Origin of the sequence: Micromonospora sp. CA-248260, assembly GCF_050942205.1 — a bacterium.
Lineage (GTDB): Bacteria > Actinomycetota > Actinomycetes > Mycobacteriales > Micromonosporaceae > Micromonospora > Micromonospora antibiotica.
In genome coordinates this window covers 6,198,114-6,210,536 of sequence record NZ_CP192021.1, presented here as the reverse complement: position 1 = coordinate 6,210,536, position 12,423 = coordinate 6,198,114, and the positions used below count along the sequence as shown (strand labels likewise).

Sequence of the window (12,423 nt, the reverse complement as noted above, 5' to 3'; positions counted from 1 at the left end):
CGTCATGGTCTGCTCGTGTCCGGAGAGGAGACCACCGTGCGTACCGTTCTCGTATGCGTCCGGACACCGGCCGCCGCGCAGCAGTTGACCAATGCGGCGTCGCGACTCGGCCTGGCCGCGGTCGTCCGGACGGCCGTCTCCGATCCCGAGGTGATGCTGCGCCTCGCCGAACGCCCGGTCGACGTGGTGCTCGCCGACACGGCGCTCACCCGGCCGGACAGCGCCGGTTTCGTCCGCCGGGTGCTGGCCCGCGCACCGCATGCCGCGGTGCTGCTGCTCGGCGTCGAGGAGTCGGAGGCCGCAGCGGCCACCATCAGCGCCGGGGCGCGCGGCCTGATCCAGGGTGCCGACCACGACCTGACCAGCGCGGTGGCCAAGGCACTGCTGCTGCTCTCCGCACCCGGCCGGCCCGCCCGGCACCGGGTCGCCGACCCCGCCCGGGATACCGCGGCGGTCGGTGCACCACCCCGACCCACCACCGGCCGTACGCCGACGGCGGGCTGGTCGCAGGCGGCGGCCGAGGGGCCGCCCGGAGCGCCGTCGGTGGTGCCCGTGCAGCGTGGTGACGACGAGGTCGACGAGGAACCGGAGACCGGCCCGGTCGAGGCGGGCCCGGCCGGTGGGGTATCCCGGCCGGCCCCCGGCGCGCGCGGCGGGCGGACCTCGGTCGGGCTGACCGAGCGTGAACTCCAGGTGCTGCTCGGCATGGCCGAGGGTAAGAGCAACGCGGAGATCGGCCGGGAGTTGTTCGTCTCGGAGGACACCGTCAAGACCCATGCCCGACGGCTGTTCCGCAAGCTCGGTGCCCGGGACCGGGCGCACGCGGTGGCCGCCGGCTTCCGCGCCGGCCTGGTCGCCTGAGCGCTGCATCGGCCTGGTCGTCAGACCGTCGTGTCGCCTGGGCGTCGTGCCGGCCTGGTCGTCGGATCGTCGTGCGGGCCTGGGCGTCGTACCGGCCTGGTCGTCAGAGTGCCGGCCTGGGTGCCTGGGCGTCTGTCGTGCCGGTCAGTCGTCCGGGTCGGGGTCGTCGTCGCCGGTGGACTCGGTCAGGGTGTCGTGCACCCCGTCGGCGTAGCCACGGGCGTAGTCCCAGGTGACGTAGTGGTCCGGGTCGGGGTCGTAGGCCGGCTCGTGCACCCGGGGGCGGCCCGAGCTGAGCAGGTGCCGCAGGTTGCCCCGGAGCAGGTCCCAGTCGAAGTAGTGCGGCTCGCGGCAGTCCTCGCACTCGATGACCAACCCGCGCACGCCGATCGGGGCCAGCAGGGCCTGGTAGATCTCCAGGTCGGCGAGGTCTTCCAGCACGTCCTGCCGCTCGACCTCGGTCAGCGGGTCGAGCGGGGCGTCGTCGCCCGGATCGTCCAGCCCCGCAGCCGGATCGGCCGGGTCGCCGTTGAACGGGTCGATGGGCTCGTCGTGCACCCCCTCACCGTAGACCCAACCCTCGCCGCACGCGCCCCCCGGCGGTCGCTGTGGCCTCGCCGACGCCGGCCGGTCGCCGACGAGGGCCGCCCAGCTCAGTGGGTACGATGAGACGACTCGCCGTCACCCCGGCGTGCGCCGGTGCCGCGCGCGCCGCCTCGCTGAATCCCGTCCGAGCAGCTCAGGGGAGCAATCGTGGAGAATTCGCCCAGCACCGATCTTCCGGCCGGCGTCGACAGCGGCGAGTGGGGCGGCCACCTGCCGGAGCTGCCCGCCGGGTCGGCGCGGGTGGTGCCGCTCGGGCTGACCTTCGACGACGTGCTGCTCCAGCCGGGCGAGTCGGACGTGGTGCCCAGTCGGGTGAACACCCGCACCCGGCTCACCCGCAACGTCGAGTTGACCATCCCGCTGCTGTCCAGCGCGATGGACACCGTCACCGAGGCCCGGATGGCGATCGCCATGGCCCGGCAGGGCGGCATCGGCGTGCTGCACCGCAATCTGTCCCTGGAGGACCAGGCGCTCCAGGTCGACCTGGTCAAGCGCTCCGAGTCCGGCATGATCACCAACCCGGTGACGGCCAGCCCCGAGGACACCCTGCGCGAGGTCGACGAGCTGTGCGGTCGCTACCGCATCTCCGGCGTCCCGGTGGTCGACGGCGACGGTCAGCTGGTCGGCATCGTCACCAACCGGGACATGCGCTTCGTCTCCGACCCGGCCACCCCGGTCCACGCGATCATGACCCGGACGCCGCTGGTCACCGCCCCGGTCGGGGTGAGCAAGGACGACGCGCTGGCGCTGCTGCGCCAGCACAAGGTCGAGAAGCTGCCGATCGTGGACGAGTCGGGGCGGCTGCGCGGCCTGATCACCGTGAAGGACTTCACCAAGAGCGAGCAGTACCCGGAGGCCACCAAGGACGACGCCGGCCGGCTGCGGGTCGCCGCCGCCATCGGGGTCGGCGAGGACGCCTACAAGCGGGCCCGCACCCTGGTCGACGCGGGCGTCGACGTGCTGATCGTGGACACCGCGCACGGTCACCAGCGGGCCGTGCTGGACATGGTCCGCCGGCTCAAGGCCGACGTCACGATCGACATCGTGGGCGGCAACGTGGCCACGTACGCCGGGGCGAAGGCCCTGGTCGACGCCGGTGCCGACGGCGTCAAGGTGGGTGTCGGCCCGGGGGCCATCTGCACCACCCGGATCGTCGCCGGGGTCGGCGTGCCGCAGGTGACCGCGATCATGGAGGCGGCCCGCGCCGCCCGTCCGGCCGGCGTCCCGGTGATCGGCGACGGTGGCATCCAGTATTCCGGCGACATCGCCAAGGCCCTGGTGGCCGGTGCCGACTCGGTGATGCTCGGCAGCCTGCTGGCCGGCTGTGAGGAGAGCCCCGGCGAGCTGATCTTCGTCAACGGCAAGCAGTTCAAGGCGTACCGGGGGATGGGGTCACTGGGCGCGATGCAGTCCCGGGGCCAGGCCAAGTCGTACAGCAAGGACCGCTACTTCCAGCAGGACGTGCTCAGCGACGACAAGCTGGTCCCGGAGGGCGTGGAGGGTCAGGTGCCCTACCGGGGGCCGCTGTCCCGGGTGGCCCACCAGTTGGTCGGTGGGCTGCGGCTGGCGATGGGGTACGCCGGTGCGGAGAACATCCCCGACCTGCACCACCGGGGCCAGCTCATCCGGATCACCGCGGCCGGGCTCAAGGAGAGCCACCCGCACGACATCCAGATGACCGTCGAAGCCCCCAACTACCACACCCGCTGACCCACCACCCCAACCACCTGGAGTCCCTCATGCGTGACGTGGTCGAGATCGGGCTGGGCAAGACCGCGCAGCGCGGTTACCACCTGGACGACATCGCCATCGTGCCCAGCCGCCGGACCAGGGACGTCGACGACGTCTCCACCGGCTGGCAGCTCGACGCCTACCAGTTCGACATCCCCTGTGTCGGCCACCCGTCGGACGCCACCATGAGCCCCGCCTCGGCGGTCCGGCTCGGTCAGCTCGGCGGCCTGGGCGTGCTCAACGTCGAGGGCCTGTGGACCCGGTACGAGAACCCGGCCAAGGTCCTGGAGGAGCTGGCCGGTCTGGGGGAGGACGCCCGGGCCACCAAGCGGCTCCAGGAGGTCTACGCCGAGCCGATCCGCCCCGACCTGATCGCCGAGCGGGTCCGTGAGCTGCGGGCCGGTGGCAGCACGGTGGCCGTCCGGGTCTCCCCGCAGCACACCCTGGCGTTGGCCCCGGTGATCCTGGACGCGGGCGTCGACATCCTGGTCATCCAGGGCACCATCGTCTCGGCCGAGCACGTCTCGACCACCGACGAGCCGCTGAACCTCAAGGAGTTCATCGCCGACCTCGACCTTCCGGTGGTCGTGGGCGGTTGCACCGACTACAAGACGGCGCTGCACCTGATGCGTACCGGTGCGGCCGGGGTGATCGTCGGCATCGGCGGCGACGACTGGTCGACCAGCGAGTCGGTGCTCGGCATCCGGGTGCCGATGGCCACCGCGATCGCCGACGCCGCCGCGGCCCGCCGCGACTACCTCGACGAGACCGGTGGACGCTACGTGCACCTCATCGCCGACGGTGACATGCAGACCTCCGGCGACATCGCCAAGGCGCTCGGCTGCGGCGCGGACGCGGTGATGCTCGGTGAGCCGCTGTCGCTGTGCGAGGAGGCCCCGGCCGGCGGGGCGTGGTGGCACTCGGCGGCCAGCCACCCGTCGCTGCCGCGCGGTGCCTTCGAGGTGGCCGGTGAGCCGCTCGGCTCGATGGAGCGGCTGCTCTTCGGCCCGGCCGACGAGCCGGACGGCCAGCTCAACCTCTTCGGCGGGCTGCGTCGGGCGATGGCCAAGTGCGGCTACCGCGACCTCAAGGAGTTCCAGAAGGTCGGCCTGGTCCTCGACCGCTGACCCGGGTCCGTCCCGGCCGGCCGGTCCCGTCGTGGGCCGGCCGGCCGTACCGTCGTCAGGCGTTGCGGGCACGCGGGGTCGGCCGGCTCGGTAGGCTGCGCGGACGGCGGCGGTGAACGGGGGACGAAGGTGGCCATCAGCCGGAACCGGCGCGGGCTCGCGCTGCTCGTCACCGGGGCGCTCGCCCTGGCCGGCTGCACCGCCGACCCGGCACCCCGGCGGGAATCCCGGTCGGCCCCGACGCCCGGGGCGACCCCGAGCGTGACCCCCGGACCGGCGGGCGTGGGCGACCCGTACTTCCCGACCGCCGGCAACAGCGGGTACGACGTCGAGCGGTACACCCTCAAGGTCCGCTACGACCCGGCCAGCGACGAGTTGCGCGGCGACGCCACCGTCCGGGCCACCGCGGGGGCCGACCTGCCGCTGTTCCACCTCGACCTGGCCGGGCTGACGGTGCGTCGGGTGACCGTGGACGGCGTCCCGGCCCGGCACACCCGCGAGGGGACCGAGCTGGTGGTCACCCCGGCCGCGCCGGTCCGTGCCGGGGCGGCCTTCACCGTCCAGGTCGGGTACGACGGCCGGCCGGTGCCGCTGCGCAACGAGACGATCGGCGAGGGTGGCTGGCTGCACACCGCCGACGGCGCGGTCGCGCTCGGCCAACCCGAGTCGGCGAGCACCTGGTTCCCGGTCAACGACCACCCCTCCGACAAGGCCGCCTACGACTTCGAGATCACCGTGCCCAAGGGGCTGGTCGCGGTCGCCAACGGGGTGCCCGGGGGGCAACGTCCGGCGGCCGGTGGTTTCACCACGTGGCGCTGGTCGGAGGCCGCCCCGATGGCCAGTTACCTGAGCACGGTGGTGATCGGGAAGTACCGCACCAGCACCGGCGAGCACCAGGGCCGGCCGGTGTTCAGCGCGGTCGCCAGCAGCCTGCCCCGGGGGGCCGCTGACGGTTCGATCGCCCGCACCGTGGCGGTCGCCGACTACCTGGAGAGCGTCTTCGGGCCGTACCCGTTCGCGGCGTACGGCGGGGTGGTGGTCGACGAGCCCCGGATCAGGTACGCGTTGGAGACGCAGAGCCGGCCGGTCTACTCGGCCAACTTCTTCCGGGGCGGTGAGAACACCGGGGTAGTCGCGCACGAGCTGGCCCACCAGTGGTTCGGCGACAGCGTGTCGGTGGCCCGCTGGGCGGACATCTGGCTCAACGAGGGGCTGGCCACGTACGCCGAGTGGCTGTGGGCCGAGCACGAGGGCCGGAACACCGCGCAGGCCACCTTCGACCAGGAGTACACCACCGCCGACGACGCGGTGTGGCGGGTGCCGCCGGCCGCGCCCGGGGCGGCCAACCTGTTCAGCGAGTCGGTCTACCAGCGGGGCGGGATGGCGGTGCACGCGCTGCGGGTGACGGTCGGCGACGACGCGTTCTTCCGGCTGCTGAAGACCTGGGCGGCGGAGAAGCGCAACGGCAACGCCACCACCGCCGAGTTCGTGGCGACCGCCGAGCGGGTCAGCGGGCAGCAGCTCGACGACCTCTTCGCCGCCTGGTTGTACGGCACCGAGCGTCCCCCGCCCCCGACCCGGGCAGGGTGACCCTCCGAGCTGTCGAATCTGCGGGCGGCTCAGACGGGTCGTCTCCGATCCTGGGCGATAGTTGCGGCTGAGACAATCGTGGTGCCGATGTCGCGCTCCCCGAGGGACCTGATGGCCTGGGGTGCGGGCCCGAATCGACGACCAGCCGAAAGAACGGATCCTGTCTGTAGGTGTGACCGCCTCGCCTTGCGTCACGCCACGGTATTCACTTGTCCGCGTCACTGGATCGCCAAGGCCGCGATGTCATCGACCGGTGCTTCTTGGGCGACGGCCCGTGCCGTCGCCCAAGAAGCGGTCATTCGGGGATCTGGCGATCCGCTGGGGGTCGGCCGTTGCGCAAACGGCGAATGGCTAGTCCGATAAGGCGGGTCAGGGTCGTCAGTCCGTTGATGACCTGGAGCACGACTGCCACTTCGGGTAGCGACTGCCTGACCGCGTCGGCCGCGGTGTCGAGGGTAGACCTCATGGTTGTCTTTCCTCCGGTGATCAGGGGTTCGACAACCACGGTTGCCGTCCGGCAGGGCGTCCGGCAAGGCTCCGGACGAAGGCCGGATGGGATCCGGACGCGAATGAGGGGTCGGGTCCGGGGCACCGAGCGCCGTCAAAGCCGGTCCGGGGGCGTTAGAGTGCGCGGGTGTCGCATCACGATCGCAGCGTGGGACGGGAACAGGGCGGACCCCAAGGCGCTGATCCGGAAGCCGAATTCGTCGAGAAGCTGAAGGATTTGAAGCGTGCGGTAGGAGAACCTTCTTTCAAGGAGATTGCGGACTACGCGGCGGGAGGTCGATCGACTTACAACGACTTGATTAACGGGAAGACCAGGCCTACCTGGCCGAACGTCAAGGAGTTCGTCCAAGCCTGCTACCGGATCGGGAAGCGCGACGATCTGGATCTGGATCAGTGGGGGCGTGACTTCCAGCGGATGAAGGAGCGGCAGGCGCTGTCCACCGCCCCGCGGGTGGCGGGTTCCCCGGCTGTTGCCGAGGAGGCGGGTGCCCTCCGTCCGAGTCGACCCGCTGTGGCGGTGCCCCCCGATGACGAGCCGATCGAGATGCGGCCCGGCGCGGAGCACGTAAGCCTGAAGGGCTTCTGGATGGGCGTGAACGTATCCGCCTCGGTCAGCCTGTTGCTGCTTCTGCTGTTCTTCCCCGACCTCCCCAAGCGGGCTAACGGGGCGGACCCATCCGGTGCGGACCCGATCGAGGTTGCTGCAGAAGTGATCACCCAACCTTGCATGTCGAACTGGGTGGTGCCGGTGACACCCCGACAGCTCGGGTCGGTGTCACTCGATGTCGAGAGGGTGAATCGGTGGGAGGAGTGGCCCCCGGGGAAAGGTGGGGTTGCGGCGGCCCCCGGGATTGTGGACCTTCAGGTCCGAGGCACGAGCTCCGCACCGGTGACCATCACGAACGTGGAGGTCCGCGTCGAAGAACGCCGTCCGCCGATGAGCGGGACCCTGCTGGACGTGCCCTGCGGAGATCCGGGCGAGTTCCGCGGCCTGGAGGCAGACCTTGATGTGCGCCCGCCGCGTGTGAAACCGTACTTCAGCCCCGAGGCGATCGACCCGGAACTGAACCTGCCGCCCCATGTTGTGCAGCCCATCAAGTTCCCCTACCAGGTTTCGGCTACCGAAGTGGAGAACTTCAGAGTCGTTTCGGAGACAGAAGAGTGCGACTGCAGCTGGAGAGTGGTGGTTTCCTGGTTGTCCGAAGGTCGAAGTGGTCAGACCTCGGTCACCGGGCCCGACGGCAAACTCTTCAGGACGACGAGTGTGAGGGGCGCGGCGGAGTGTGGCGTGGGATTGGAAGGACTGTATCCCGCTCGTGAGAACTCTTGTCGATGATGCCTCGTGTGGCCGTGGCACTGTTCGGATGACAGGAACCGGTGCCCCGTCGGCTGGCTGATCTGCGGGCGTCAAGGACGGCTAGTTCTTCACCCGCAGCTCGGGGTGGGCGTCGAGGTAGGTTTCGGCCTTGCCGGCCTTGAGCGCGGGCAGGAAGCCCTTGCCGACGCTGGTGAGCTGCTCACCCCGGTAGCTGCTGCCCTTGCCCACCCCGTCGCCGGGCAGCCCGACCAGGGTGATCCGGTCGGCGCTCATCCCACCCAGCGCGTACGCCAGGTCGACGATGCGCGGGCCGCCGGCATAGACCAGGGTGTCGCCGAGCGCCGCCACCACCTGGTCCACCCGGTCGGGTTCCCGGGCCAGGTTCTCGCTGAGGATCTTGGCGGCCAGCGCCCGGAGGAGTTGCTGCTGGTGCCGCTGCCGGGCGTAGTCGCCGCCGGTGATGTACCGCTGCCGGGCGTAGTCCAGCGCCTGCCAGCCGTTGAGGTGCCGCTCGCCCTTCTCGTAGACCATCTGCGGGCCGGTGTACCCGCCCCCACCGGGGGCCGGGTCGCGGTACTTGCCGTCCGGTCGGCGGTGCAGGGAGGGGACCCGCTGGTCGACGTAGAGGTCCACCCCGCCGAGGGTGTCGACCAGCCGGTCGAAGCCGTTGAAGGTGATCACCGCACCGGCGTCGAAGCGCAGCCCGGTGTACCCGGCGACGGTGCTGCGCAGCAGCTCGTACCCCTGGGCGGCGCTCGGGTTCTTGGGCTTGCCCGGCACCCGGCTGCCGTAGCTCATGGCATGGGTGAGCTTGGTCCGGCCGCCCTGGTAGCCCGACTTGGGGAACGCCGGGATGTCGACCACCAGGTCGCGGGGGAGCGAGAAGAGGTACGCCCGGTCCAGCCCGGCCGGCACGTGCAGGATCAGCACCGAGTCGCCGTGCGGTTCCCAGCCGGGCACGCTGACCCGGGTGTCCACCCCGACCAGCAGCAGGTTGAGCGGGCCGGTGATGGCCGCGCCGGGGGGCGGGGTCGGGCTGGGGGTGGGGCTCGGTGTGGGGCTGGCGGTCGTGGCGACCGGCCCCGCCGTACGCCGTGGCCCGTCGTCGCGGACCTGCCGGGTCACCACCAGGGCGACCACCGCCACCAGTACGACACCGACCAGGGCGGCCAGCCCCCACACCCATCGTGGGCGTCCCGTTCCGGTTTCCTGAGTCATCGCTCGCCACCCCCGTCTGCACAACGCGTCGACCGGCCCCCCGGGTTGCGGTCGGCGACGGTCAGCATGATCGCGCGAAATCCGGCACTGGCGCGATGGCTACCCGCCGGTAATGATGCGTTCATGCGGTACGACGTGCTCGTCATCGGCTCCGGCTTCGGCGGCAGCGTCACCGCGCTGCGGCTGGCCGAGAAGGGCTACACCGTCGGGGTGCTGGAGGCGGGCCGGCGGTTCGCCGACGACGAGTTCCCGCAGACCTCCTGGCGGCTGCGCCGGTTCCTCTGGGCACCCCGGCTCGGCTGCTACGGGCTGCAACGGATCACCCTGCTCCGCCCGGCCGACCGGAAGCACGGCGGCGGTGTGCTGGTGCTCTCCGGCGCCGGGGTGGGCGGCGGCTCCCTGGTCTACGCGAACACCCTCTACCAGCCGCCGGACGCCTTCTACACCGACCCGCAGTGGCGCGACGTCACCGACTGGCGGGCCGAACTCGCCCCCCACTACGACCAGGCCGCCCGGATGCTCGGGGTCACCACGTACCCCCGGCACACCGGCGCGGACCGGGCGATGCGGGCGGTGGCCGAGCGGATGGGGGTGGGGCACACCTTCGGGCCCACCCCGGTGGGGGTGCACCTCGGCCACCCCGGCCGACGCGTGGCGGACCCGTACTTCGGCGGGGCCGGTCCGGAGCGCACCGGCTGCACGCACTGCGGTTCGTGCATGACCGGCTGCCGGCACGGTGCCAAGAACACCCTGGTCAAGAACTACCTGTGGCTGGCCGAACGGCTCGGCGCGCGGGTCCACCCGCTGACGACGGTCACCGCCGTCCAGCCGGCCGCCGACGGCGGCTACCGGGTGCACACCGTACGGACCGGCGCCTGGCTGCGCCGCCGTCGCCAGGTGTTCCGGGCCGACCAGGTGGTCTTCGCGGCCGGTGCGCTCGGCACCCAACGGCTGCTGCACGAGATGAAGCAGACCGGTGTGCTGCCCCGCCTGTCGGACCGCCTCGGCGAGCTGACCCGCACCAACTCGGAGGCGATCCTCGGCGCTTCGGTCGGCCGGCGGCAGGCCCGGCTGCGGGGGCTGGACTTCACCGACGGGGTGGCGATCACCAGCTCGTTCCACCCCGACCCGCAGACCCACGTCGAGCCGGTCCGCTACGGCCGGGGCGCCAACGCGATGGGGCTGCTCCAGTCGCTGCTGGTCGACGGTGGCCCGCACCGGCTCCGGCGTTGGCTGGTCGGCCTGGCCCGGCATCCGGGGCAGGCCGTCCGGATGCTCTCGGTGCGGCACTGGTCCGAGCGGACGGTCATCGCGTTGGTGATGCAGTCGGTCGACAACTCGCTGACCACCCGCTGGCGGCGGGGGTGGCTGGGCCGGCGGCGGCTGGTCTCCGGGCCGGGGCACGGCACCCCGAACCCGACCTGGATCCCGGCCGGCAACCGGGCCGCCCGACTGCTCGCCGAGGAGATCGGCGGCACCCCCGGCGGGGCGCTCACCGAACCGTTCGACATCCCGATGACCGCGCACATCCTCGGCGGTGCGGTGATCGGGGTCAGCCCGGCCGACGGGGTGATCGACCCGTGGCACCGGGTGCACGGCCATCCGGGACTGCACGTGGTCGACGGGGCAGCGGTCTCGGCGAACCTCGGGGTGAACCCGTCGCTGACGATCACCGCGCAGGCGGAGCGGGCCATGTCGTACTGGCCGAACAAGGGCGAACCGGACCCACGGCCGCCGCTCGGGTCGGCGTACACCCGGGTGGGTGTGGTGGCACCGCGGCACCCGGCGGTCCCGGCGGACGCCCCCGGCGCGCTGCGTCACGGGCCGCGCTGACCGGGTGCGGCACGCCCGGGGGCGGCCCGTGCCCGGGGCGGGTGTGACTGTCGGTAGGCTTTGCGCACATGAGCACGCCTCGCCCAGTCCTCGTGGTGGACTTCGGAGCCCAGTACGCCCAGCTCATCGCGCGCCGGGTGCGCGAGGCGAAGGTCTACTCGGAGATCGTCCCGCACTCCATGCCGGTCGTCGAGATGCTGGCGAAGGACCCGGCCGCGATCATCCTGTCCGGCGGCCCGTCCAGTGTCTACGCCCCGGACGCCCCGCAGATCGACGCCGGGCTGTTCGACGCGGGCGTGCCGGTCTTCGGCATCTGCTACGGCTTCCAGGCGATGGCCCAGGCGCTCGGCGGCACGGTCGCCCGGACCGGCAACCGGGAGTACGGCGGCACCCCGCTGCGTCCCCGGCTGCTCGACCCGGGTGTGCTGCTGCGGGACCTGCCGGCGGACCTGCCGGTCTGGATGAGCCACGGTGACGCGGTGACCGAGGCCCCCGCCGGGTTCACGGTGACCGCCGAGTCGGCCGGGGCCCCGGTCGCCGCCTTCGAGGACCTGGCCGGTCGGCGGGCCGGTGTGCAGTTCCACCCGGAGGTGGGGCACACCGCGCAGGGGCAGGAGATGCTCCGCCGCTTCCTCTACGACATCGCCGGCATCGCGCCAACCTGGACCCCGCAGAACATCATCGACGAGCAGGTGGCCCGGATCCGGGCCCAGGTCGGCGACAAGGAGGTCATCTGCGGCCTGTCCGGCGGGGTGGACTCGGCGGTCGCCGCCGCGCTGGTCCACGAGGCGGTGGGGGACCAGCTCACCTGCGTCTTCGTCGACCACGGCCTGCTGCGCGCCGGTGAGGCCGAGCAGGTGGAGAAGGACTACGTGGCGGCCACCGGCATCAAGCTGAAGGTGGTCGACGCGGCCGACCGGTTCCTCGGCGCGTTGGCCGGGGTGACCGACCCGGAGCAGAAGCGGAAGATCATCGGCCGGGAGTTCATCCGGGTCTTCGAGGCCGCCGCCCGGGAGATCGCCGCCCACGGCGACGTCGAGTTCCTGGTGCAGGGCACCCTCTACCCGGACGTGGTCGAGTCCGGTGGCGGCACCGGCACCGCCAACATCAAGAGCCACCACAACGTCGGCGGCCTGCCGGAGGATCTGAAGTTCGCCCTGGTCGAGCCGCTGCGCACGCTGTTCAAGGACGAGGTCCGGGCGCTCGGGCTCCAGCTGGGTCTGCCCGAGGCGATGGTGTGGCGGCACCCGTTCCCGGGGCCGGGGCTGGCCATCCGGATCATCGGCGCGGTCGACCGCGAGCGCCTCGACCTGCTGCGCCACGCCGACCTGATCGCCCGGGAGGAGCTGACGGCCGCCGGCCTGGACCGGGGTGTCTGGCAGTTCCCGGTGGTGCTCCTGGCCGACGTGCGCAGCGTCGGGGTGCAGGGTGACGGGCGCAGCTACGGGCATCCCGTGGTGCTGCGCCCGGTCTCCAGCGAGGACGCGATGACCGCCGACTGGTCCCGGCTGCCCTACGAGGTGGTGGCCCGGATCTCCACCCGGATCACCAACGAGGTCGCCGAGGTCAACCGGGTGGTCCTGGACGTGACCAGCAAGCCGCCGGGCACCATCGAGTGGGAGTGAGCCGGGC

9 protein-coding genes are annotated in these 12,423 nt (G+C 72.1%); 7 read left to right on the top strand and 2 right to left on the bottom strand.

Annotated elements, in window-relative coordinates; translation table 11 throughout:
* Positions 1–36 precede the first annotated feature (36 nt).
* On the top strand, positions 37–861 hold the full coding sequence (locus ACQP2H_RS26790; protein ID WP_357535240.1) for a helix-turn-helix transcriptional regulator: 825 nt from the start codon (positions 37–39) through the stop codon (positions 859–861).
* Positions 862–1,005: 144 nt separating this feature from the next.
* Here ACQP2H_RS26790 and ACQP2H_RS26785 read toward each other — a convergent pair whose 3' ends face one another.
* A complete protein-coding gene (locus ACQP2H_RS26785; RefSeq protein WP_208567958.1) occupies positions 1,006–1,419 on the bottom strand; it encodes a DUF5319 domain-containing protein in 414 nt (137 codons plus the stop codon).
* A gap of 195 nt (positions 1,420–1,614) precedes the next feature.
* Between ACQP2H_RS26785 and guaB the strand changes: the two genes are divergently transcribed.
* From guaB to ACQP2H_RS26765, 4 genes are all read left to right on the top strand, one after another.
* A complete protein-coding gene (gene guaB, locus ACQP2H_RS26780) occupies positions 1,615–3,177 on the top strand; it encodes an IMP dehydrogenase (protein ID WP_219464692.1) in 1,563 nt (520 codons plus the stop codon).
* A gap of 29 nt (positions 3,178–3,206) precedes the next feature.
* Positions 3,207–4,325 carry a GuaB3 family IMP dehydrogenase-related protein gene (locus tag ACQP2H_RS26775; protein ID WP_208567960.1) on the top strand — a complete coding sequence of 373 codons (1,119 nt, stop codon included), beginning with the start codon at positions 3,207–3,209 and terminating at the stop codon, positions 4,323–4,325.
* A gap of 135 nt (positions 4,326–4,460) precedes the next feature.
* Entirely contained in the window at positions 4,461–5,915 is a 1,455-nt protein-coding gene (locus tag ACQP2H_RS26770) for a M1 family metallopeptidase (protein WP_433233690.1), read from the top strand.
* Between the two features lie 634 nt (positions 5,916–6,549).
* Positions 6,550–7,758, top strand: coding sequence for a hypothetical protein (locus tag ACQP2H_RS26765; protein WP_219464690.1), 1,209 nt, complete (start codon positions 6,550–6,552; stop codon positions 7,756–7,758).
* Between the two features lie 81 nt (positions 7,759–7,839).
* On the opposite strand, the gene ACQP2H_RS26760 is transcribed toward ACQP2H_RS26765, so the two are convergent.
* Complete coding sequence (locus tag ACQP2H_RS26760) at positions 7,840–8,958, bottom strand: LCP family protein (protein ID WP_357535236.1); 1,119 nt, start codon at positions 8,956–8,958, stop codon at positions 7,840–7,842.
* A gap of 123 nt (positions 8,959–9,081) precedes the next feature.
* Between ACQP2H_RS26760 and ACQP2H_RS26755 the strand changes: the two genes are divergently transcribed.
* On the top strand, positions 9,082–10,791 hold the full coding sequence (locus ACQP2H_RS26755; protein ID WP_433229336.1) for an FAD-dependent oxidoreductase: 1,710 nt from the start codon (positions 9,082–9,084) through the stop codon (positions 10,789–10,791).
* Positions 10,792–10,859: 68 nt separating this feature from the next.
* Positions 10,860–12,416 carry a glutamine-hydrolyzing GMP synthase gene (gene guaA / locus ACQP2H_RS26750; protein WP_219464686.1) on the top strand — a complete coding sequence of 519 codons (1,557 nt, stop codon included), beginning with the start codon at positions 10,860–10,862 and terminating at the stop codon, positions 12,414–12,416.
* Positions 12,417–12,423: the final 7 nt, after the last annotated feature.

Coding starts and splice junctions, on each gene's coding strand:
- ACQP2H_RS26775 (WP_208567960.1), top strand. CDS start 3,207: ATGCGTGACGTGGTCGAGATCGGGCTGGGCAAGACCGCGCAGCGCGGT.
- ACQP2H_RS26760 (WP_357535236.1), bottom strand. CDS start 8,958: ATGACTCAGGAAACCGGAACGGGACGCCCACGATGGGTGTGGGGGCTG.
- ACQP2H_RS26755 (WP_433229336.1), top strand. CDS start 9,082: ATGCGGTACGACGTGCTCGTCATCGGCTCCGGCTTCGGCGGCAGCGTC.
- guaA (WP_219464686.1), top strand. CDS start 10,860: ATGAGCACGCCTCGCCCAGTCCTCGTGGTGGACTTCGGAGCCCAGTAC.